Here is a 23,207-nt window from a genome sequence, read left to right on the forward strand (position 1 = left end):
GAGGGTGTGGGAGAGTAGGTCGCCGCCGGCATAATAATCTTGTTTGTGGGTCGTGGTAGCCAGTTCCCGTGTGGGGTTGGGTGCTGCGGCCCACTTTTTGTTACCCACGAGTAAACAACATTCAACGACGGTTGTTGTGGTAAGGCGTGGCGCTATACCAGATACTTCTGGCGCAATTGGTTGATGTCGGCGTCGGAAAGCCCGATGCCTTGTCGGACGAAGTTGTCGAAAGTACCGTAGTTCTCTTCGATAGCGTCCCACGACATCTTGAGCCACTTTTTGTCTACCGCGTCTTCACGATTGAGGTAAGCGTTGCTGGCAAGGAAATCCTGCTCGATTGCTTCGTAACTAACTCCCAAGATGGCCAAGAGGAACGCGGCACCGAGGCCGGTTCGGTCTTTGCCAGCACTGCAGTGGAAAACGACGGCGCCGTCTTCATATGCGAGTGCTTGGAGAAGATCCTTCCAAGCGGTTCGCGGTGCTTCTCCGGTAATCATCAATTCATAGCCGAGCAGTTGGCCGAAGTATTTCACTTCATCGTCGAAAATCTCTGCATCACGCGCTTTGATGCTGTCTCCCGCCGCTTCGTAGAACTCGGGCGCGTGGCCGTAGAGCTGCTCGCCAGTAGTTACGACAGGATTCTTCACAAAGCCCAAGCCATTGCGAACACCGATGATGTCCGCTACTTGGTAAGTCACGCCGTCGGGCAAGACGTCTGGGGATTCGTTGCGCTCTTTAATGTTTCGCAAATCCACGACGTGTGTCACACCTGCCTCAATCATGCGGGCAAGATCTTCGTCGCTTGGCTCTCGTAAAGCATTTGACCTGTATGCGAGGCCTTGGCGGATACGGCGACCGTCCTCGGTCATGATTGGGTTGGCGCTACTTCCCGCTACATCGCGGAAGTTGCTGAGTGAGGAGAGTGAGCCGGACTCGATAGGGGTTTGAGATCTGGTAGGCGCCGTGGTGGTAGCAGACTGTCCGGCGGCCTGTGTCTCGGTCGCACTAATCCCTGTTGTGACTGCATTAAACAGCGAGGTGTCAGGGCTGGCCGATGCGGGCGCTGGGGTCATAGTGCCGAGTGGTAGAAGTAGGACCGCGGTTAGGCCAGCGGCTTGAGCGCGATGGTTCGCGCGGCCCAGGTTAGTTGTATTCACGGGTAATGAGGTTAGTGTGCTTCAGGTTTTCGGCAACTTATAAGAAAAGCTCTTTCTCGCATAGCCCCGCCGGCGCAATAAGGTCCTTTGGAACGCGGTAAGAACGTAACGGGGGTACCTGGCTGCACTACTCGGAAAATGCCCGCTACCAGTGCAAATTAGCCAACGCTAAGCCAAGTTCGAAATATGCCCTAAATATTGCGTAATTTCATAACGTATTTACTTGTTAAATAGGGAACCCTAAGCTAATGTTTCACAGGTAATGATTACCTAAGTAAGTGATTGGGTAACGGCGTCTAAGTGGCGTTTGTTTAACAATCCTACTGTGACCGAAGGGATGCCTTTAAGTGGCGCGTTCTAACTCCGGCCGTATTCGCAATATCGTAGTTGCATCTGTTGCGAGCCTTGGACTTGTTCTTGGTGCTTGTTCTACTGATGCCGGTAACGAGGATAAGTCTGCAGCTGCAGGCAACGAGTCTACTATTACCGTTACTGATAATCATGGTGAGCAGACCGTACCTGCCGAGATTGACTCTGTTGTGGCCACGGATAACCGTTCCTTCGAGATGCTCGATCAGTGGGGTATTAAGCTGGCTGCAGCTCCTAAACCGATTATCCCGTTCACGGTTTCCGACTACAAGGACAATCCTGACGTTCAGGACATCGGCAATCACCGCGAGCCGAATCTCGAAATTGTTGCTGCTGCTGACCCGGACCTGATTGTGAACGGTCAGCGTTTCGGCAAGTACTACGATGACCTGAAGAAGCTCGCTCCGAACTCCGCGATTGTGGAGTTTGAGCCGCGCGAGGGCAAGCCGCTGGACGAGGAGCTCAAGCGCCACGCTAAGGGCCTGGGCACCATCTTCGGTAAGGAGAAGGAAGCCGATCAGCTCATCGCAGACTTTGACAAGGCTCTGGAGCGCGCTCGCAAGGCTTACAACCCGGACGTGAAGGTCATGGCGCTGAACTCGTCGGGCGGCACCCTCGGTTACATTGCTCCGACTGTTGGTCGTACCTTCGGCCCGCTGTTCGACCTGATTGGCATGAAGCCGGCGCTGGAGGTCGACAAGGCCAGCGATGACCACCAGGGTGATGAGATTTCCGCCGAGTCCATCGCTGAGGCAAACCCGGACTTCATCATGGTGCTTGACCGCGATGCTGGCACCTCTGTCCGCGGTACCGATGAGTACCGTTCGGCACAGTCTGTGGTCGAGGAAGCCGCTCCGCTGAAGAACGTGAAGGCAGTCAAGGAGGGCAAGATCTACTACGCCCCAGAGGACACTTACACCAACGAGTCCATCATCACGTACACGGAGATTCTGAACGGGCTTGCCGACGCCTTCGAGCAGGCCTAATAGTTCCCTGACCAGTCACAGGAGTACCTCACCAACTCTATGCAGAAGTTACTGGATTCCCGGCTAGCCATCGGGATTGCCTTTGTGGCAGTCCTGGTGGCTATGTCGCTGTTTGTAGGCCAATACGACATCCTGGGCGCCGACGACGGCTGGGAGATGTTCGCCACTACGCGTATTCCGCGCACCATTGCACTGGTGCTCTCGGGTGCCGCGATGGCGATGTGTGGCTTGGTCATGCAGCTACTTACGCGCAACAAGTTTGTCGAACCCACCACCACGGGAACCACGGAGTGGGCTGGTCTCGGCCTGATTTTCGTGATGTATTTCTTTCCTTCGGCCTCGATGCTTGGCCGGATGGGCGGGGCAATCATCTTCGCTTTCATCGGCACGGCAGTGTTCTTCCTGTTCTTGCGCCGTGTCGCTTTGAAGTCAAGTCTGGTTGTGCCCATCGTGGGCATCATGTTGGGTGCGGTAGTCAGTTCGATTTCGACTTTCTTTGCGTTACAGACGGACATGCTGCAGTCGCTAGGCGTGTGGTTCGCAGGCTCTTTTACTGCCATTTATAAAGGGCAGTACGAATTCCTGTGGCTGGTCGTCATCGTGGTTGCAATCGTCTTCGTATTCAGCGATCGGTTAACGGTTGCGGGGCTTGGTGAGGACATTGCCACCAACGTCGGTCTGAACTACAAGCGAATCGTGTTCCTGGGAACGGGGCTGATTGCAATCGCAACAGGTTTGGTCACCGTCGTGGTGGGCAACCTCCCATTCCTGGGGCTCATCGTCCCGAATATCGTCTCCATGTTCCGTGGCGATGATCTGCGCTCCAATCTTCCCTGGGTATGCCTGGTGGGCATTGCCATTGTGACGATTGCGGACCTGATTGGCCGCGTCATTATCGCCCCGTTCGAGATTCCGGTATCGGTGATTCTCGGCATCCTGGGTGCTGCCATCTTCGTCTATCTGATTGTGGAGCGGCGTCGTGCTTAATCTCAGTTCAACTCACACGGTGGCCGACCAGGCCGGGCCGCAAACGACGTCGTTTAGCACGGCCGCCGCGGCGCGCAGGTACTGGATTATCATTGCTGCGCTGGCGGGCCTGGCGGTGTTGTTTACGGCGGGCCTGCTTGCGTGGGACAACCCGTTGCCGTTCGGTACGGATGGTTTTTGGCTGATTGCGCGCCGGCGTCTTGATGCCGTAATTGCCATGATCGTGGTTGCCTGCTGCCATGCCGTCGCGACAGTGGCGTTCCAGTCGATTGCGAATAACCGAATTATTACGCCGTCGATTATGGGGTTTGAAGCGCTGTACGTGGCTATCAGTACCGCTGCGGTGTACTTCTTCGGGGCGACGGGTCTGATGAATGCCGGCTCGGTTGGGGCGTTTGTGCTGCAGCTCGTGCTGATGGTGGGGCTGTCGCTGGTGCTGTATGCGTGGCTGTTGACTGGGCAGGGCGCGGATATGCACAGCATGCTGCTGGTGGGCATTGTTATCGGTGGCGGGCTGGGCTCGGTATCGACATTTATGCAGCGCATGCTGACGCCTTCGGATTTTGACCTGCTGACGGCGCGGCTGTTCGGCTCTGTCAACAACGCGGACCCGGAGTTTTTCCCGGTGGCGATCCCGCTGGTGATCGCGGCAATCGTGGTGATTGCGCTGCATTCGCGGGCCCTCAATGTCATGTCGTTGGGGCGTGAAGTCGCGACGAATCTGGGCGTGAATTACCAGGTTCGGTCCATCACCGTGCTGGTTGCGGTGTCCGTGCTGATGGCAGTATCGACGGCTATGGTCGGCCCGATGACATTCCTCGGCTTCCTGGTCGCGACCATTGCGTACCAGGCTGCGGATACCTATGACCATCGTTTTGTGCTGCCGATGGCGGCGCTAATCGGCTACGTCACGCTGGCCAGTGCGTATTTCATCCTTAATCACGTTTTCTATGCCCAGGGCGTGGTGTCCATCATCATCGAGCTGGTTGGCGGTTCGATCTTCCTCTATGTCGTTTTGAAGAAGGGACGGCTATGATTCTCCTCGACAGTGTAAGCAAGAGCTATACCAGCGAGGTGTCAATTGGCCCCGTTGACCTGGAAATTCCAACCAACGCGATCACGGCTCTAATCGGTCCGAACGGCGCGGGCAAGTCCACGCTCTTGACTATGATTGGCCGCCTCCTTGCCGTCGATTCCGGTGACATCAACGTCGGTCCATACAACGTGGGCAAGACCAAGTCGAAGGATCTGGCGAAGGTGCTGTCGATTCTGCGCCAGGACAACCACTTCGTCACGCGTCTCACCGTGCGCCAGCTGGTCAGTTTCGGCCGCTTCCCGTACAGCCAGGGGCGCCTGACCGCTGAGGACGAGCGCATCATCTCCCAGTACATCGAGTTCCTCAATCTTGAGGCGCTCCAGGGCCGCTACCTCGACGAGCTCTCCGGTGGGCAGCGTCAGCGCGCGTATGTCGCAATGGTGCTCTGCCAGGAGACGGATTACGTGCTTCTCGACGAGCCGTTGAACAACCTGGATATTTCTCATTCGGTCGACATCATGTCGTACCTGCGCACTGCAGTGCGCGAGTTGGGGCGCACCATGGTGGTGGTGTTGCATGACATCAATTTCGCGGCTCGCTACGCCGATTACATCTGTGCGGTCAAGGATGGCCAGATTGTCGAGCACGGCCCAACCGCAGAGCTGATGCGTTCGGAGGTTCTGAGCCCAATCTTCAATACCCAGATTGACATCGTCGAGGGTCCGCACGGACCGGTCGCCTGCTACGGCTCTTAAGGCAATTCCTGGCCGGTCCCACGCAGCCGATACAATCTAGCCTCATGACTATTACTGCTGCCGTTGACGGTTCCGCTCTGCACAACCCCGGACCTGCCGGGTGGTGCTGGTATATCGACGACAGCTGCTGGGCCGCCGGCGGATGGAAAGAGGGAACCAATAACCGCGGCGAGCTCACCGCTCTTGCCGAGCTGCTCCGCGCCACCGCGCACATTCCCGACGAGCCGCTTTTCGTACTGTGTGATTCGCAGTATGTGATTAACTCCGTCACTAAGTGGATGCCGGGATGGAAGCGCAAGGGCTGGAAGAAGCGCGACGGTAAACCTGTCCTCAACGTCGACATTTTGCAGGACATCGACCAGCTGCTCGTCGGCCGTAATATTCACCTCGAGTGGGTTAAGGGGCACTCCGGCCACGACATGAACGAGGCCGCTGATCAGCGCGCCCGCGCCGCCGCCACTGCGTATCAGAAGGGCACCGCCGTACCCGAGGGGCCAGGGTTCGCTGGCGCGGGTAGTCGCGCGCAGACGAATGCGGCGCCGACAAAAACCGCGCCCGCCGCGCCTAGTTCCGAGCCCAAGACGCCCAAGGCCGCAACCTTCGAGCAGGAAGGCCTCTTTGACCTCGCCGTCGACACCACCGTGACACCCGAGGACGCCGCCAAGGAAGCGCTCACCATTTTCCGCCGCGCCGCACATCGCGCTGAGCAGGGTAATGCCCGCGCACTCAAGGCATTGCTTAACGACGCCCTGGGCGCCAACCTCGCCGTGCCAGACGGGCTTTCGGATGCCGAACATGAGCTCCGCATCGAGGGAACCACCGCCACCGCGCAGTTCACCACTGACGACTGGGTTGGCCTGGCTGTCTGGGATTTGTCCCAAGCAGTGGGGAAGGCCACAGGTTCCGCACGTTTGCTGGGCTGGAATGTGGGCAGGTCTTAGCGGTAGTATGAAAGTTTGGTCTTTTAGGTAGACCACCAGGCAATCCGGGGTTACTGGTAGCCTGAAAACACATAAATTCTTTTACTCATTACTTATAAGGAGCTCCGACTTCATGGCTGAGCACGAAGGTCCTCGTTCCGGCGAAGGCCGAGGAAATCGCGGAAACCGCGGGTCTAACCGTTCCCATGGTCGTGGCGAGGGCGGCTTTAACGGGCGCAACCGCAACGATCGTCGTGGACAGGGTGGTGGCCCAGGTGGTCGAGGCCGTGGCGGTCGTGGTTACAACCGCGATGACCGTGGTGGTCGCGGTGGCCGCGGTTACGACCGCAATGATCGTAATGAGCGCAACGATCGTGGCGAGCGCAGCTTTGACCGGAACGACCGTGGTGACCGCAATGATCGTCGCGGCCCGGGCGGGCGCGGTGGCCAGGGAGGTCGCAACTTCGACCGTCGTGGTGGCAAGCCACGTCGCTCCAACCGTGGTGGCCGCTTCCAGGATGAGAAGCGTACGCACCGCACCGGTCCGCAGCGCCCAGGCTTCCGCGAGGAGCGCATTGAGGCCCGTAAGAACGAGCCGAAGCTGCCAGATGACATTCGCGCAGACGAGCTCGACCCGAGCGTGCGCCAGGATCTGAAGAGCCTGGCTAAGGACAACGCCGACAAGGTTGCTCGTCACATGATTATGTCCGCAATCCTGATGGCTGAAGACCCGCAGCGTGCCCTGGAGCACGCCCGCGCAGCGAAGGACCGCGCTGGTCGCGTCGGTGTCGTTCGTGAGACCGCTGGTGTTGCCGCTTACCACGCAGGTGAGTGGAAGGAAGCTTTGGCGGAGCTGCGTGCGGCTCGCCGCATCTCCGGTGGCCCGGGCATGCTCGCGGTCATGGCGGACTGTGAGCGCGGCCTCGGCCGCCCAGAGAAGGCCATCGAGCTGGCTCGCTCCGAGGAAGCCAAGCAGCTGGACAACGAGTCCAAGACTGAGCTGGCTATCGTCGCCGCCGGTGCTCGCCGAGATATGGGCCAGATCGATGAGGCTCTGGTTGAGCTGGAGACCCAGGATCTGAACCCGGACCGCGAGGACTTCGAAGCAGCTCGTCTGTTCTACGCCTACGCTGATGCGCTGGTGGAGGCCGGTCGTAAAGATGATGCCAAGGTGTGGTTTACCCGCTGCGCCAAGATCGATGTGGACCAGATGCTCGATGCTCGTGAGCGCATCGAAGAGCTGAGCAAGTAATCAGCCCAGCTGCCGGCTCGCAACATCAGCCACCGCTAACGCACCGCTGGCGCAATCGGGCTGCGCATCTACAATTCGTCGTAAAGCGTTCCTATTTCGTAAAAGGAGAAATGAACCCCCATGGCTTCTGTCGCTTCTTCCTATGATGCCGCTCTGCTGGATCTGGATGGCACGATTTACGAGGGTGGCGCGGCGATTCCGAACGCGCTGGAGGGGCTGACTGAGGCGGCGCTGCCGATGGTGTTTATTACCAACAATGCCTCGCGCGCGCCGCAGACGGTGGCGGATCAGCTCAATGGGCTGGGCTATGACGTTCACGCGGACGATGTGATGACGTCGGCGCAGGCGGCCATTGAGATGGCGGCGGAGGTCATTGAGCCGGGCTCGAACGTTTTTGTGTTGGGTGCGGAGTCGTTTAAGCAGTTGGCTCGTGAGGCGGGGTACAACCTCGTGGATTCCGCTGATGACAACCCTGCGGCGGTGTTCCAGGGGCTCAACCGTGAGATGACGTGGAAGCAGATGTCGGAGGCGGCGCTGGCGGTGTCGCGAGGTGCGCGCTTCCTGGTGTCGAATTTGGATACGACGCTGCCGTCGGAGCGCGGTTTCCTGGTTGGTAATGGTTCGGTCGCTGCGGCGATTTCTACGACCACGGGCGTGGCGCCGCTGTCGGCGGGTAAGCCGAAGCCGCCGATGTTTATTAAGGCGGCGGAGCGTGTGGGCGCGAAGAATCCGCTGGCGATTGGGGATCGCCTCGACACCGACATCGCGGGCGGAAATGCGGCAAAGATGGACACGTTTATGGTGGTCACAGGCGTTTCCACGCATATGGATGTCGTTGCGGCGCCGCCTGAGCACCGCCCGACGCTCATCGGTGCTGACATGACTGCGCTGAATCGTGAGCTGGATCAGGCACGTCCGGCTCCGCAGGCTGGTTTCACCGCGCGTTACGACGACGCGGAGGCCGGTGTCATCGTTCTTTCTGGCGGTGACATGGAAGATCTTCGGTTGGTGAACCCGGCGGAGGCCGCGGTGGCGGCTCTGCTGACGGTCGTAGATGTGGTGTGGAACTCTGAGGCTGGTCGTGCTGGCGCAGTCGAGGTCGCGCAGGTCCGCGCGGAGGGCCCGGCTGCTGAGGCGGCGCTGGCTGCCTGGCGGAAGTGATAGCCGATGAGTGAGGTTGCACCGAAGCCGGGGCAGGGCGCTGGTCCTGTGCCGGGGCCGAAACCCGGCCCTGCATCTGTACCGAGCCCTGCGCCTAGCCCGGCGGCGATGCCCGGCGCGCGTGAGGTAACTCCGGAGGACGTCCGCGAGCAGGTGGCGGCCGCACTGTCAGCACCTGCCCCGACGCCGCAGGAGAGAGTCGCGCAGTTTGAGCGGGCGCATGAGATTTTGTATGAGGCCCTGGGCTCGTCACGCAGGGAAGGAAAGTGAACGCGGTGGCAAAGAAAGCTCCTAAGCGCAGGCTCGATGCGGAGTTGGTGCGAAGGAAGATTGCTCGCTCCCGTGAAGCGGCAGTGGACATGATTAAAGCCGGCCGAGTAGAGGTCGGTGGTTTTGTCGCCTCTAAGCCGGCGACTGCGGTGACAGGGGACGTGTCCATTCGCGTCAGTGGTCTGGAAGAAGACGAGAACTGGGCGTCGCGCGGAGCACACAAGCTGCTCGGCGCGCTGGAAGCTTTCGAACCGCAAGGGCTGGACTTGAAGGGCCGGAAAGTGCTGGATGCCGGTGCCTCCACGGGGGGTTTCACCGATGTGTGCCTGCGCCGCGATGTCGACACCGTCTACGCCGTCGATGTCGGCTACGGTCAGCTGATTTGGCGCTTGCAGGATGACCCGCGGGTGGTTGTGCTCGACCGAACTAATGTCCGCACGCTGACCCCCGAGATTCTCGGCGGCACAGCCGATGTCATGGTCGGCGACCTGTCCTTTATTTCTTTGAAGCTGGTGCTGCCAGCGATTGTCTCCTGCCTCGACGAGGGCGCTGACCTGCTGCCGATGGTCAAGCCGCAGTTCGAGGTGGGTAAGGAGCGCCTTGGCTCCGGTGGAGTCGTGCGCAGCGATGCACTGCGTCAGGAAGTTGTCCAGGAAGTCGCCGAGTACGCCCGCACTCTGGGGCTGTCCTTCCGCGCAGCCGTGGCCAGCCCGCTGCCGGGTCCGAGCGGCAACGTGGAGTTCTTCCTGTGGCTGGTGAAAGACGGCGGCGCCAGCGATATTGGTGATGAGGCTATGGCTGCGGCCATCGCCAAGGCTGTTGAGGAGGGGCCGCACAATGACTAGCGCGAAGACTCACTCACGGGAAAGCAAGCCCAAGACCAGCGCCGGCAAGCGCGAGATTCTGCTGGTTCCGCACACCGGCCGTAGCGCCAACCTGGAAATGGCCGCCGAGGCGGCCGAGCTGCTTGAGGCCGCGGGTATCGACATCCGCGTGCTGGCCGGTAAGAACCCGGAGGCGCTGGCCGCGCACCCAACGCTCGGCAAGTACCCGCGCTACTGGCATTCTCCGCAGGCGGCGTCGGGATGCGAACTCGTCCTCGTCCTCGGCGGCGACGGCACCTTTCTGCGTGCCGCAGACATTGCGCACTCGGCTGACCTGCCGGTGCTCGGCATCAACATGGGGCACGTGGGCTTCCTCGCTGAGTGGGAGCAGGAGTCCATGACCGAGGCGATTAGCCGCGTCATCAAGCGTTCCTGGCGCATCGAAGACCGCATGACCATCCGCGCCACCGTCCGTGACACCACCGGCCGCGTCATTGGCTCTGGCTGGGCGCTGAACGAAGTCAGTATCGAAAACGTCAACCGCCGTGGCGTGCTGGATGTCATCTTGGAAGTCGATGGCCGTCCGGTGAGTTCCTACGGCTGCGATGGTGTACTGATTTCCACGCCGACCGGCTCCACCGCGTACGCCTTTTCCGCAGGAGGCCCCGTACTCTGGCCAGAGCTCGACGCCATGCTGGTCGTGCCCAACAACGCCCACGCGTTGTTCTCTCGCCCGCTGGTGATCTCCCCGCATTCGACCATTGCCATTGAGACCAACCACGACACCGCCGAGGCGGTCGCGGGGCTCGACGGCTTCCGCAACATCACCATGCCGCCGGGCAGCCGCATCGAAATCGAGCGCGGCGCGCAACCGGTGCGCTGGGTGCGTCTGGACGATCAGCCGTTCGCCGATCGTCTGGTGCACAAGTTCCGCTTGCCGACGTCCGGGTGGCGCGGCCCCGCCGAAGCCCAATAGCCCCTAAACACGGCAAACGAGACCCCACACTTCAAGGGAAGGACTGATTGCAGGCGCCATGCTGACTGAGATTTCCATCCGCGACCTCGGCGTTATCCCGGACGCGACGCTTGAATTCAGCCCAGGCCTGACCGTACTGACAGGTGAAACCGGTGCGGGTAAGACCATGGTGGTCACCAGTCTCAAGTTGCTCTGTGGCGCGCGTGCCGACGCCGGCCGCGTGCGCACCGGCGCAGACAAGGCGTTGGTGGAAGGTCGCGTGTCCACCGAGCACCTCTCGGAGGAAGAGTCAGCGACCATCGATGCTGTGGTTTCTGAACTCGGCGGCGAACGCGATGAGAATGACGAGTACCTGCTTGCTCGTCAGGTCTCCGCGAAGGGGCGCTCCCGGGCGTGGGTTGGCGGTCGCGGTGCGTCGGCTGCGGCACTGGCGGATGTCTCCACGCGCCTCATCGCCATTCATGGCCAGAACGATCAGCTGCGCTTGCAAAGCGCCGATGAGCAGCGCGCGGCCATCGACCGCATGGATGCCGACACCATCGCGCCAACGCTGGAAACTTACCGTCAGCAGCGCGCACACTGGCGCTCCCTGGCCAAAGAACTGGAAGAGAAGACCTCCAAGCGCCGTGAGCTGGCCATGCGTGCCGACCAGCTCAGCTTCGCGATCGAAGAAATCGACGCAGTCTCACCCGAGCCGGATGAGGACCAGGACCTCGCCTCCCAGATCCGCCGCATGCAGGACCTGGACGGTCTCCGCGACGCGGCGGCCGTGGCGCTTGCCGCCATTGACGGTGCCGCTGCCGTGAGCACTACCGGTATGGATGCTGCCACCGAGGACTCCGGTGCCGCTGAACTCCTCGGTGCCGCAGCAAACGAGCTCGCCGCCGCAGATGACGAGGAACTCACCGAGTTTTCCAACCAGCTCAATGAGCTGACCAGCCAGCTCTCCGAGATCTCTGCTGGTCTCGGTGCGTTTCTCTCCGGCCTGCCGGAGGAAACCGAGTCCCTGGACAAGCTCATGCAGCGCCAGGTGGAGATCAAGAATCTCACCCGTAAGTACGCCCCGGACATCGCCGGTGTCCTGGCTTGGCGGGACAAGGCAGAGCGCAAGCTCGCCACGCTGGATGTCTCCGGCGAAGCGCTGGACAAGCTCACCGCGGAGATCAAAACCGCGGAGAAGAAGCTCGGCACCACCGCGCGGAAGCTCTCCAGGGCCCGCGCAAAGGCCGCGAAGCACCTGGAAGAGTCCGTGACCAAGGAACTCAAGGGCCTGTCCATGCCGCACACCTCGCTGGTAGTGGAGATCACGAAGGCCGACACCTTTGGCCCCGCTGGCGTGGACAACATCGAGTTCAAGCTCCGAGCCCACGAAGGTGCCGAGCCACGCCCGCTGGCCTCATCCGCATCCGGCGGTGAGCTCTCTCGCATCATGCTGGCATTGGAAGTTGTCCTCGCCGAAGGACAGGCCGGGCACACAATGGTTTTCGATGAGGTCGATGCCGGTGTTGGTGGGCGCGCGGCTGTGGAAATTGGCAAGCGCCTGAAGCAGTTGGCGGTGAACAACCAGGTGATCGTCGTCACGCACTTGCCTCAGGTGGCGGCGTTTGCGGATACCCACTTGGTGGTCAGCAAGGATGCGCGTTCGGGTGCGGTGTCGTCGAAGGTGACGAGCCTGGGCGACGAGGAGCGGATTGACGAGCTCGCGCGGATGATGGCGGGCTTGGACGATTCGGACTCCGGACGTGCGCACGCGCAAGATCTTCTGGATCAAGCTCGGCGCGCCTTCGCGGCCAAGTAGCTGCACTTATGTTTCACTAAGTGCCATGAGTCTGTTCTCTCGGAACGAAAAAGATCTTCCTGGCATTTCGGGGACTGTGCGGGATGGTTCCCGCCTGGATCGTGCGCTGAAGCGCATGGGCGAAGGTGACATCGTGGTGATCGATGCGCCGGATATCTCGCGTCCACTGGCACAGCAGTTGATTGATGCCAAGGTCGCCGCAGTGGTGAACACCGGCGCGTTTACCACGGGTTTTGTGCCGAATTACGGCCCGCAGATGATGCGCGACGCCGACATTGCGATGGTGCAGAACGTCGGCGACGAGGTCTTTGAGAAGCTCAAGGACGGCAAGAACGGCAGGCTTGACGACGGCAAGCTCTACCACGGTGACCGCCTGATTGGGCAGGGCGACGAGGTCGACCAGGACGAGCTCGAGCGCGCCTTCGATGAGGGGCGCACCAGTATGGTCGACCGCCTGGAGGCGCTCTCCGGCAACTTGGTGGAGTTCGCCAAGACCGAGTCTCCGCTCTACATCGATGGCTTGGGCATTCCGGACGAGACAGAGCCACTGCACGGCCGCAAGGTCGTTGTGGTCAGCCCCGGTGAGGGACACCGCAAGACACTGGAAGATCTGAAGAATTTCATCCGCGAGTACGAACCGCTGCTGATTGGCGTCGATGCAGGCGCCGACACGCTCTTCGACCTGAAGTACGAGCCGGACTACATCATCGGCGATCCGGAGAACATCAACTCCGAGGCACTGCGGTCCGCTGGTTGCGTGATTCTGCCTGCCGACCCGGACGGTCACGCGGTGGGCCTGGAGCGCATCCAGGACCTCGGCATTGGTGCCATGACCTTCCCGGCGCTGTCCGATTCCGCCACTGACCTGGCGCTGGTATTCGCCGCGCATCACGAGGCCGACATGGTCGTCTCCGTCGGCGCCCCGCAGAACATCGACAGCATCTACCACGCTGAGAACCAAAGTGGTGTGCCGTCGGCGTTGCTGTCGCGTTTGAAGGTCGGGGAGAAGCTTGTCGACGGTCGCATGGTCGCCGACCTCTACCAAGTCAATAGCCGTGGTTTCGGTGTGGCCTGGGCAATCCTGGCTATCTTTGTGGCCGTCGCGGTGATCTTCGCTATCGCTGGTACCTCCGGTGATGGTTCTGTCAGCGAGAATCTGATTGATACTTGGAACTCCATTGCACTGTGGTTCCAGGGGCTGTTTAAGTAGTTTTAGCGGTATTCGAGCACTATGAGCGCCTAAAGTTTCGGCTGTCAGAGCCGGTTGAGGCGTCGGCGAAAGGAAAAGGGACAGGCGATGGCGAAGAAGCGCAGGAGCGGGAAGTTTACAGCCGGTGTGACAGGTGCTGCCCTCGGTGTTGCGGCAGGTGCTGCGCTGGGTTCTTATGTGCTGAACCCCGCTGGTGCTGGCATTGATTTCGGTACCGGTGCCGCCTCTGAGCGCGATGAGGCTGTCGCACGTGCCGATGCACAGCAAGCACGTGCCGATGAAGCCAATCGCATAATCGAGCCCATCGTCGGGGAGATTGTCAAGGACTCTTTGAAGGATGTACCGGTCCTTGTTGTCGCCACGCCGGATGCCACGGATGAGCAGCTTGCACGGGTTTCCGAGACCCTGCGCGCTGCTGGCGCTCCCGATGCGGGCGTGCTGAAACTGACCGATAAGTTCCTCTCTTCCGCTGGTGCGGATGAGTTGAAGGACACGGTTGCTACCTCGCTGCCGGCCGATGTGCAGCTGGACCCGGAGCGCCGCGAGCCGGGTCGCCAGGCTGGCCAGGCATTGGCTCCGGTGTTGGAGCTGGATAAAGATGGGGGAGAGCGGGCTTCTGCTGCGGACCGAAAGCTACTGTTGGAGGCTCTGAAGGGCGGCGGTTTTGTCGAGTATGACGAAGGGACTCTGCGTCCGGCCGCTGGCATTGTGATTGTTGGTAATCACGGCACTGTCTCGCGCGCTGCGATTGATAAGGGCGAGGACTCGGAGTTTGGCGCTGGCTTGGTTGCGGATCTGGCGGTGGCGCTGGCTGAGGGGTTTGGTGCCGGTGATGACGTGGCTGGTCACGTAGTGGTGGGGACCGATGGCTTTGGCCGCGAAGGTGTCAGTGCTCTGCCTGATGACCGCTGGGGCGCCGACCCTGCTGTGAAACGTGTGGACGCTGTGTCTGACGCTGCGGGGCAGGTTGGGGTTGTTGGGGCTCTTGGAGGAAGAAAGATGCTCACCCGATAACCGGAGAAATAGCCGCGGTTATCTTATAAACATTCCCGTTCATATTTACATGTAACTATTTGTGGGAATTTACATGTAAAGATGCCGCGTTTTCCGTCCATGAACCCAGCTTGTGTGGGACACTAAAATCGGCTCGTATGAACGACAGGGAGACTCATGGCGATCAAGAAGCGCAAGGTTCCGATGCGTCACATTAACATCGGTGATCTTTCGCGTGGTCAGGCATCGCGCCTGATTAAGGAGGTGGCCGACAAGGACGAGCCTGCTTACGTTCTGCGCTACGGAAAACCGATTGCCGTGGTGATCTCGAACGAACGCTACGAGCGACTGATGAGTGAAGGAATTGACCCGAGTGAGCACTGACAGACTTACGAGCCACGTTGCTTTGATTTGGAACATCGCCGAGATTCTGCGTGGCGACTATAAGGAACACGAGTACGGCGATGTCGTGTTACCTTTCACTGTGCTGACCCGCCTCGATTCCGTTCTCGTGGATACGAAGCAAGCAGTCCTGAACATCAAGGCAACCTCAGTTCCAAGCAAGATCAAGGAGCTGCAGTACGCCAAGGCTACGGGCTACCCGTTGTGGAATACGTCGAACTTCACGCTCAAGACCTTGTTAGATGACCCGGACAATCTTGAGCAGAACTTGAGTTACTACGTGCAAGCGTTCGCGCCTGCCGCGCGTGAAGTGATGGAGGCGTACAGCTTCTACAACGTCATCGAACGCCTCGACAAAGCAGGCCTGCTCTATCAGGTGCTCAGCGAGTTCACGTCCTCAAAGGTTAACCTTCATCCTGACGTAGTCAGTAACGACCAGATGGGCTACATCTTCGAAGAGCTCATCCGCCGGTTCTCCGAACTGTCGAATGAAACCGCTGGTGAACACTTTACCCCGCGCGAAGTCATTAGCTTGATGGTCAATCTTCTCTTCAATCCAGAAGAAGACATTAACCGGCTTTGTGCAGACGGTGCTATGGCGTCGCTGTATGACCCCGGGGTCGGCACCGGTGGAATGCTCTCGATCGCTGCGCAGCATGTTGAGGATCTGAATGACACTGCCCGCCTCGAGGTTTACGGACAAGAGCTCAACCCGCAGACGTATGCGGTGGCGAAGTCGGACATCATGATCAAGGGCGAACGCCAGGAACGCATCTACTTTGGTAACTCGCTGACCAATGACCAGACGGCGGGCCTCCGCTTTGACTACATGCTGTGCAATCCACCTTTTGGTGTGAATTGGAAGAAGTACGCTGGCCCGATTCATGAAGAAGCTGAACGAAAGGGGTACCAGGGTCGCTTCGGCGCTGGAACGCCTCGTGTTTCAGACGGCTCGTTTCTTTTCTTGCAGCACATGATCTCGAAGATGAAGCCCTACGATCCACAGGACTTCGTGAATGCTCCTGGCACACGGATTGGCATCGTATTCAATGGCTCGCCCCTCTTCACAGGCAGAGCCGGGCAGGGCGAATCTGAGATCCGCCGCTGGATCCTTGAAAATGACTGGTTGGAAGCGATCATCGCGCTACCCGATCAGATGTTCTACAACACCGGCATCCTCACCTACATCTGGGTTCTTTCAAATAAGAAGGAACGTCGCCGCAAGCACAAGGTGCAACTGATCGACGCGACCAGTTACTTTCAGCGAATGCGCAAACCCCTGGGTGAAAAGCGCAAGGAACTCACGCCCGAGCACATCGCCGATATCACTCGCATCTATGGAGGCTTTCGGGAAACTGAGGTGTCGAAGATCTTTGACACCGAGGACTTTGCTTACCAAGAAGTTGTCGTGGAGCGTCCACTACGGTTGAGTTTCCAAGCCACCCCGGAGACGCTCGAAGCACTCAAGGACGCCAAGCCTTTTACTGACCTAGCCACATCGAGAAAACGAACCGAGCCAGCACGCACCGAAGAAATCGAGGCAGGCAAGCGAGTACAGGCAGCGATCATCGCCACCCTTGAGTCCCTCGATGCTGAGCACATGTACCTCAACCGGGACGAGTTCACTGACCTCCTCCGTAAAGGCATCAAAGAACGCGGTGAGAAAATCGGCATCGCACTGCTACGCAAGATTGTTGCCGAGCTTGGCACAAAGAACCCCTCCGCGGACATCTGCGTCGATGCGAAAGGTAACCCTGAGCCAGACCCGGACATGCGCGATACCGAGCAGATCCTGCTCCGAGAGGATATCGAGGCATACTTCCAGCGCGAAGTGATCCCCTATGCCCCCGACGCATGGATAGACCACGACAAAACCAAGATCGGATACGAGATCCCGTTTACTCGTTACTTCTACAAGTATGAAGAGCTCGGCGACCCTGTCGAAACCCTCACCGAGATTCAAGCTCTCTCCGCCAGCGTCCAAACGGACATCGCGAAACTGTTCAGCGAGCAGGTGAAGTGATGCAAGGCCAACTCGACGAATGGATCGGCGATCTGCCCGCAGAATGGGATGCGGTCAAAACCAAACAATTGTTCAGGATTTTGAAACGACAGGTTCCCCATAAAGAGCAGACTATTCTATCCATCACTCAGCAGGGAATCCGACCGAAGAATATATCTGAAAACGAAGGCCAGATGGCTGGGACCTATGACGGATACCAAGAGGTATTCGTTGGCGACTTTGCCATGAACTCAATGGACCTTCTGACTGGTTGGGTAGACCAATCGCAATACGACGGGCTTACCAGCCCTGATTATCGTGTCTTTGCCCCAATTGAACCTAGTTGCGTTCACGGCCCGTTCTATTCGTACGTATTCCAGAGCCTCTACACACGTCGCGTGTATTACAAGTATGGCCAGGGTGTCTCCAACATGGGACGTTGGAGGCTTCCTGCACAAACGTTTCTGAACTTTCCGTTGCCACACCCGGCAATTGAAGAACAGCGCATCATAGCCAAATTCATAGAATCAAAAACCTCTGAGATTGACGCGCTTGTGGAGAAGCTTGTGCGCCAGGTTGAGTTGCTCGAACGGTATCGGCGGGAGTTGATTGCGCGTACGGTGACTCGCGGCCTCAATCCGGATGTGCCAATGAAGGACAGCGGCATCGAATGGATTGGCAGAATTCCGGAACACTGGTCATTAGAAGCTCAAAAAAGAGTAATGCGGCGTTGGGTTCGCCCGGTGGGTAATCGTTGGGGTGAATACCAGCTGCTGTCAATGGGTAAGCCAGGCGTGACTGTTAGGGATGTTGAATCTGGAAAAGGAAAGTTTCCTGCCTCGTTCGAAGACTATCAAGAAGTAATTGCTGGCGATATTGTCATGTGTCTTTTTGATATGGATGAAACTCCGCGTACGGTGGGGCTTTCGTCGGTCGAGGGGATGATTACCGGAGCCTATGATGTGTTTCGTGTGGTAAACGGGGACGAACGGTTTGTTAGTTACTGGCTTCACGCGTTCGATGATCGCAAGCTCTGGAAGCTTTTTTATCGCTCGCTTCGGAAAACCATAACATTCTCACGGTTTCTTTCTTTGCCAATCCCTGTTCCTCCGCACGTAGAGCAACGTCTCATTGCCGACTATCTTGACGGCAAGATGTCGGAGATTGATTCCACAGTGTCCGGCATCCGTAAGCAAATTGAGCTTTTGGGCAAATATCGCAAGCAAATTATTAATGATGCCGTGACGGGCAAGGTACGTGTGGGAGAGGTGGCGTGATGGATACGTCGGAGCGCAGGTTTGAAGATGAGATCGAGTATTGGTTGACTCACGTCGGCCCTTCCGAGTTCGACCTCTACGAATCAAGGCCATCGGCCGGTTTTGATAAGCAGCTCGGCCTGTACCCGCAGGATCTGCTCGATTTTGTGCGCGAGACCCAACCTCAGCAGTGGGAGCGCCTAGAGCGCATTCATGGCGCGAGGGCTGGGGAGAAGTTCTGCAAGCGCGTTGCTCGCGAGCTCGACAAGCGCGGCGTCGTGGAGGTGCTGCGTCGCGGAGTGGAAGATCTTGGTGCGCGCTTCAAGCTCGTTTTCTTCGCCCCCGGTTCTGACCTCAACGAGCTGCTGGCAGAGAAGTACTGGGCGAACCGAATGACAGTGGTCCGTCAGCTGTACTACTCGACGAAGAATTCCAACTCCGTTGACACCGTGTTGTTTGTCAACGGTATCCCGGTGGTGACGATGGAGTTGAAGAATCAGCTCACCGGCCAGACCTATAGGGATGCTGTTGACCAGTACAAGCGTTCTCGGCCCGCCTCTGAGGTATTGTTCGGGCTGAACCGCCGCGCGTTGGTGCACTTCGCTGTTGATACTGACGAGGTGTGGATGACTACCAAGCTGGCAGGGATGGATACGGTGTTTTTGCCGTTTAACCGTGGCTTTGAAAATGGTGCTGGGAATCCGCCAGTACCAGGTAAGTACAAGACTTCCTATCTGTGGGAGGAGGTCTTGGCGAAGGATTCCCTGCTGGATATTCTCCATCGGTTCGTCCAGTTCATTCCGCACGAGAGCGACCGGCGCAAAGACAAGTTGATCTTCCCGCGCTACCACCAGCTTGACGCCGTGCGTGCGCTCGTGGCCGACGCCAAAATCCACGGTGCAGGAAAGAACTATCTGGTGCAGCACTCGGCCGGGTCAGGCAAGTCGAACACTATTGCGTGGCTCGCCCACCACCTGTCGAACCTGCACGATGACCAGCAGCGCGCAGTCTTTGATTCGATCATTGTGATCACAGACAGGCGCGTGCTGGATAAACAGCTGCAGGATACGATTTACGCGATGGACCACACCGCTGGCGTGGTGGTGAGGGTAGACAAGAACGCGCGCCAACTAACAGAGGCGCTCGCCGATGGTGCGAAGATCATTATCTCCACGTTGCAGAAGTTCCCCTTTGTCGACGTGAGCAATGTGGCGACGACTGGTAAGCGCTTCGCCGTAATCGTTGATGAGGCTCACTCGTCACAGACAGGCGAGGCGTCGGAGAAGCTCAAGCAAGTGCTCGCAGACACCGCCACTGCTGGCAAGGAGTCCGAGGAGGACCTGCTTGAACGCTACGCGGCCGCCGAAGCCCAGGTAGAAGCGGAACAGCTCGAGATTGATGAGCAGATCGCCGAGGAGCTGCGCACACAGGGACGCCAGCAGAACCTGTCGTTCTTCGCGTTCACTGCGACGCCGAAACAGAAGACACTAGAGATTTTCGGCACTCCGGTACCGGATGCTACTCCACGCCCTTACCACGTGTACTCAATGCGTCAGGCCATCGAAGAGGGCTTCATTCTCGACGTGCTGAAGAACTACACCACGTACCAAACGTATTACCGGGTTGGGAAGACCACGGCTGATGACCCCGAGTACTCCACCAAACAGGCGAACAAGGCCCTGGGCAAGTATCTGAGCCTGCACCCGTATAACCTGCGGCAAAAAGCGGAGATCATCATCGAGCACTTCCTCACCAACGTTGCCCACAAGATCGGCGGGAACGCCAAGGCAATGCTCGTCACCGGCTCTCGCCTGCACGCGGTACGCTACTACTTCGCCTTCCGCGACTATATTGCGCAGAAAGGCTACACCGACCTTGGAGTGCTCGTGGCATTCTCTGGAACGGTCGAAGACGAGGGTGCCGAGTACACCGAAGAACAGCTCAACCAGATCCCAGAAGCGGAGCTACCCGAGCGGTTTGCCGCCGGCGAGTACCAGCTGCTGCTGGTTGCCGAGAAATACCAGACAGGCTTTGACCAGCCCCTTCTGCACACCATGTACGTGGATAAGAAACTCCACGGAGTGAAAGCCGTGCAGACGCTGTCACGAATCAACCGTATGCACCCGGGAAAGACCGACACCTTCGTGCTCGACTTCGTCAATTCCGCAGAGGACATTCAAAAATCCTTCCAGGACTACTACATCTCGACAGGCATCACGGAAGAAACCGACCCCAACATCGTTTACGACCTGTACCACTTCCTTGCCTCATACCATTTGTGGACAGACAAGGAAATCGAGGGTTTTGCCAAGGTGTTCTTCACCGAGCAGAAGAAGCAAACGAATCTCGACTTCAGCAAGCTCAACGCCTACCTTGACCCGGCGGTAGGCCGGTTCAACGAGCTTGACGAAGAAGACAAACTGGAAGTGCGGGCAAGGATGAACAAGTTCACCCGCAACTATGACTTCCTGACACATATCATCCGCTACGACGACGAGCGCCTCCACCGCTTTGCCGCATACGCCAGGCTCCTGGTGCGAAAGCTCCACATCGACGGTGACCCCGCGCCGAGCCTTGAGGACGAGGTCGCCTTGCAGTACTACCGTCTCCAGCAGGTGTACGAAGGTTCGATCGACCTCGCTGATGAGGAAGGCGAACTGTCGAACAATCCCGATACGGGTGGGGCCAGCGAGGACGAGAGGGAAACTTTGTCAAACATCCTCTCCAAGCTCAACGACCGTTGGGGCACCGAGTTCACCCACATGGACAAAGTCATTGAGCAGCTGACCGAGGACATGGTTGACGACCCTGAGGTTCAGTCACGTGCCCGCAACTCGCTGGACATGTTCGCCATCGTTTACGACGAGCGCATCAAAGACATCGTGCTCGAACGCATGAACCAGAACCAGGATTTTGCAATCAAGTACCTCTCCGACCCACAGTTTAAAGCAGATATTGACCGCGTGCTCTTGCCCCTGATTCACGATCGTCTCAACCGCAAGGAGTAGCTGCCCGGACAGCCTGAAGGACCGCACGACGCGCCCAAGAAGACCTCCTGCAGCCCGCTCGATTCGCGTGTTCGCATGGTAGCGAATACGCTAGGAAGATACATGAGCGACCAATTTGAGTTCGGGAGATTCGTCGCCGAACGTCGCAAACAGCATGAGTACACCATGAGACGCTTCGCTGACATGATTGGCGTGACTGCGCCTTATCTCAGTGATATTGAGAAAGGCCGTAGCGCCGCACCCGATGGCAAGCTGGAGAGGATTGCAACTGCTCTGAAGCTGAGCAGGGCTGAGAGCGAGCAAATGTTTGACCTCGCCGCATTGGCTCGCGAGAACCAAGTTTCCGCAGATCTGTCCGGCTACATCATGGAAACCGATCTTGCTCGCGTTGCCCTTCGCCGCGCCAAAGAGCGGGATCTCAGCGACAGGCAGTGGGAGAACATCATCAACATTATTGAAGGCGGGGATTCAAACTAGTGACCATCCAGCCACCCTACCTCAGCAAGAAAAAGCTTGAAACGAAGGCGGAAAGACTGCTTGCCAAAGTACCACGATGGCGCTCACCTGCGCGAAGCAATACCGCTCGATATTGAGCATTTTGCCGAGTTTCAGCTCGACGCCAATATTGACTACCAAGAACTCGCCTTGGATGGAAGTATCCTCGGAATGTCGGTGTTCCAGGACCTCAAGAAATCGATCGTTCGCGAAGGTGGGGCCAAAGCTGACATCGTATTCCCAGCGGAGACAATCGTTATCGATCATGAGGCGCTACGGGATTCTCTGGAGAGTCGCGCCCGATTCACTATCGCCCACGAATGCGCACACCTGATCTTGCACCAAAACATCTACTATCGAGATTCGCTGATGAAATACTCATCTCAGAGCAGCTATCGACCCTTTATCGCAACCTTCGAGAACGTGCGCACCGGCACGGTTGACCGCGCAGAGTTTCAGACAAACTATCTCGGAGCGGCGCTCCTCATGCCGCGAACCCCTTTCTCGGATGCTTACCAGCGACTGGTTCCTGGCATCTGGTGCGATCTTGCCGAGTGGCAGAAGAAGGCTGTCATTAACGAACTTGCCGATACCTTTGAGACTTCGCTGTTTGCAACCAGCGTTCGGATCAAAAACGGCGGGCTCGCCGCATAGGAACAATAGCGAAGAGCTCGAGGCTCTTTTGCCCACGATGTACGCAGATTAGCGAACAAGTAAATGAAAGGAGGGCATTGGAAACAGTCAAAAACGTGGCAGGCAAAACGATTTGCCGAGTCGACCACATTCGCAAACACATCGAGATAGTCCACAAGAGCTGCTGGTCGCGGTTGTGGTTTGACGAGGTCGGTCATTTCCACGAATGCCATGAACACAGGCCATCACCGGAGCGTAAACACACCAACACATAACTGAACACCAATCACACAAGTTCGATCCGCAGAACCGCTAGACGGGCATGGATCACGCAACACCTCAGCTTGAGGCGCGTGAACCTGCCCGTCTTGTCGTTTCTTCGGCTCGGCGGACTCCTGCGGATCTCAATCCGACAGAAGAACGCCAATGCGAAATCGCAAGGCAGGGCAGCGCCCACACAATCAGCGTCCCTCACTAACTATCCATTTCAAGCACGAAGCCAACTGTGGCGGCAACAAAGCGGAGACCGAAACCTACTTCTTAAACCCTGAGGATGTAGCCGTCATGGTCGAGACCGATCGCCACGAACGAGCCCGGCAGCCGCAGAAGCCAGTCGAGGACATCGAACCCCGTGATGCGCAGCAGATCCTCGATGAGCTGTGGCGCGCTGAAGAAGCGGTAAATCATCGGTTCCATCGCGGTGATTGAGGCAAGGGC

The 23,207-nt window shown here is 58.4% G+C and carries 21 protein-coding genes; 20 read left to right on the forward strand and 1 reads right to left on the reverse strand.

Going from position 1 to position 23,207, the window contains the following annotated elements:
• Nucleotides 1–152 precede the first annotated feature (152 nt).
• Nucleotides 153–1,157, reverse strand: a complete 1,005-nt coding sequence (locus HMPREF2878_RS05995) for a tyrosine-protein phosphatase (RefSeq protein WP_083310826.1) — start codon at nt 1,155–1,157, stop codon at nt 153–155.
• 347 nt (nt 1,158–1,504) lie between these two features.
• Here HMPREF2878_RS05995 and HMPREF2878_RS06000 point away from each other — a divergent pair, with 347 nt between their 5' ends.
• From HMPREF2878_RS06000 to HMPREF2878_RS11270, 20 genes are all read left to right on the forward strand, one after another.
• Nucleotides 1,505–2,512 carry a siderophore ABC transporter substrate-binding protein gene (locus HMPREF2878_RS06000; protein WP_070653001.1) on the forward strand — a complete coding sequence of 336 codons (1,008 nt, stop codon included), beginning with the start codon at nt 1,505–1,507 and terminating at the stop codon, nt 2,510–2,512.
• Between the two features lie 39 nt (nt 2,513–2,551).
• Complete coding sequence (locus tag HMPREF2878_RS06005) at nt 2,552–3,499, forward strand: ABC transporter permease (RefSeq protein ID WP_049171656.1); 948 nt, start codon at nt 2,552–2,554, stop codon at nt 3,497–3,499.
• The gene (locus tag HMPREF2878_RS06010; protein ID WP_053087318.1) at nt 3,492–4,535 is read left to right on the forward strand and encodes an iron chelate uptake ABC transporter family permease subunit; all 1,044 of its coding nucleotides are present in this window, start codon (nt 3,492–3,494) and stop codon (nt 4,533–4,535) included. Before HMPREF2878_RS06005 ends, HMPREF2878_RS06010 begins: the two co-directional genes overlap by 8 nt.
• Complete coding sequence (locus HMPREF2878_RS06015) at nt 4,532–5,290, forward strand: iron ABC transporter ATP-binding protein (protein ID WP_070437367.1); 759 nt, start codon at nt 4,532–4,534, stop codon at nt 5,288–5,290. Before HMPREF2878_RS06010 ends, HMPREF2878_RS06015 begins: the two co-directional genes overlap by 4 nt.
• A 44-nt stretch (nt 5,291–5,334) precedes the next feature.
• Nucleotides 5,335–6,231 carry an RNase H family protein gene (locus HMPREF2878_RS06020; protein WP_070437369.1) on the forward strand — a complete coding sequence of 299 codons (897 nt, stop codon included), beginning with the start codon at nt 5,335–5,337 and terminating at the stop codon, nt 6,229–6,231.
• Between the two features lie 112 nt (nt 6,232–6,343).
• On the forward strand, nt 6,344–7,462 hold the full coding sequence (locus tag HMPREF2878_RS06025; protein ID WP_070653003.1) for a tetratricopeptide repeat protein: 1,119 nt from the start codon (nt 6,344–6,346) through the stop codon (nt 7,460–7,462).
• A gap of 120 nt (nt 7,463–7,582) precedes the next feature.
• On the forward strand, nt 7,583–8,623 hold the full coding sequence (locus HMPREF2878_RS06030; RefSeq protein WP_049193446.1) for an HAD-IIA family hydrolase: 1,041 nt from the start codon (nt 7,583–7,585) through the stop codon (nt 8,621–8,623).
• A 6-nt stretch (nt 8,624–8,629) separates the two neighbouring features.
• Nucleotides 8,630–8,893, forward strand: coding sequence for a hypothetical protein (locus HMPREF2878_RS06035; protein WP_070604331.1), 264 nt, complete (start codon nt 8,630–8,632; stop codon nt 8,891–8,893).
• A gap of 5 nt (nt 8,894–8,898) precedes the next feature.
• The gene (locus HMPREF2878_RS06040; protein WP_070601574.1) at nt 8,899–9,738 is read left to right on the forward strand and encodes a TlyA family RNA methyltransferase; all 840 of its coding nucleotides are present in this window, start codon (nt 8,899–8,901) and stop codon (nt 9,736–9,738) included.
• Nucleotides 9,731–10,693 carry an NAD kinase gene (locus HMPREF2878_RS06045; RefSeq protein ID WP_070653004.1) on the forward strand — a complete coding sequence of 321 codons (963 nt, stop codon included), beginning with the start codon at nt 9,731–9,733 and terminating at the stop codon, nt 10,691–10,693. The genes HMPREF2878_RS06040 and HMPREF2878_RS06045 overlap by 8 nt, the downstream gene beginning before the upstream one ends.
• A gap of 58 nt (nt 10,694–10,751) precedes the next feature.
• Entirely contained in the window at nt 10,752–12,491 is a 1,740-nt protein-coding gene (recN, locus tag HMPREF2878_RS06050; RefSeq protein WP_070653006.1) for a DNA repair protein RecN, read from the forward strand.
• A gap of 25 nt (nt 12,492–12,516) precedes the next feature.
• The gene (steA, locus tag HMPREF2878_RS06055) at nt 12,517–13,701 is read left to right on the forward strand and encodes a putative cytokinetic ring protein SteA (protein ID WP_070653008.1); all 1,185 of its coding nucleotides are present in this window, start codon (nt 12,517–12,519) and stop codon (nt 13,699–13,701) included.
• Between the two features lie 87 nt (nt 13,702–13,788).
• The gene (locus HMPREF2878_RS06060; protein ID WP_070653010.1) at nt 13,789–14,715 is read left to right on the forward strand and encodes a copper transporter; all 927 of its coding nucleotides are present in this window, start codon (nt 13,789–13,791) and stop codon (nt 14,713–14,715) included.
• A gap of 156 nt (nt 14,716–14,871) precedes the next feature.
• Nucleotides 14,872–15,078 carry a type II toxin-antitoxin system Phd/YefM family antitoxin gene (locus HMPREF2878_RS06065; protein ID WP_069359493.1) on the forward strand — a complete coding sequence of 69 codons (207 nt, stop codon included), beginning with the start codon at nt 14,872–14,874 and terminating at the stop codon, nt 15,076–15,078.
• Entirely contained in the window at nt 15,068–17,119 is a 2,052-nt protein-coding gene (locus HMPREF2878_RS06070) for a type I restriction-modification system subunit M (protein ID WP_069359494.1), read from the forward strand. Before HMPREF2878_RS06065 ends, HMPREF2878_RS06070 begins: the two co-directional genes overlap by 11 nt.
• Nucleotides 17,119–18,375 carry a restriction endonuclease subunit S gene (locus HMPREF2878_RS06075; RefSeq protein WP_069359495.1) on the forward strand — a complete coding sequence of 419 codons (1,257 nt, stop codon included), beginning with the start codon at nt 17,119–17,121 and terminating at the stop codon, nt 18,373–18,375. Before HMPREF2878_RS06070 ends, HMPREF2878_RS06075 begins: the two co-directional genes overlap by 1 nt.
• On the forward strand, nt 18,375–21,362 hold the full coding sequence (locus HMPREF2878_RS06080) for a type I restriction endonuclease subunit R (RefSeq protein WP_176719123.1): 2,988 nt from the start codon (nt 18,375–18,377) through the stop codon (nt 21,360–21,362). The genes HMPREF2878_RS06075 and HMPREF2878_RS06080 overlap by 1 nt, the downstream gene beginning before the upstream one ends.
• Nucleotides 21,363–21,464: 102 nt before the next feature.
• Entirely contained in the window at nt 21,465–21,839 is a 375-nt protein-coding gene (locus HMPREF2878_RS06085) for a helix-turn-helix domain-containing protein (RefSeq protein WP_069359497.1), read from the forward strand.
• 60 nt (nt 21,840–21,899) lie between these two features.
• Nucleotides 21,900–22,511, forward strand: a complete 612-nt coding sequence (locus HMPREF2878_RS06090) for an ImmA/IrrE family metallo-endopeptidase (protein ID WP_246821925.1) — start codon at nt 21,900–21,902, stop codon at nt 22,509–22,511.
• A 543-nt stretch (nt 22,512–23,054) separates the two neighbouring features.
• Nucleotides 23,055–23,198: a hypothetical protein gene (locus HMPREF2878_RS11270; RefSeq protein WP_168165345.1), complete on the forward strand. Its 144-nt coding sequence runs from the start codon at nt 23,055–23,057 to the stop codon at nt 23,196–23,198.
• Nucleotides 23,199–23,207 lie beyond the last annotated feature (9 nt).

Source organism: Corynebacterium sp. HMSC065H09, assembly GCF_001812845.1.
Taxonomy (GTDB): domain Bacteria; phylum Actinomycetota; class Actinomycetes; order Mycobacteriales; family Mycobacteriaceae; genus Corynebacterium; species Corynebacterium jeikeium_D.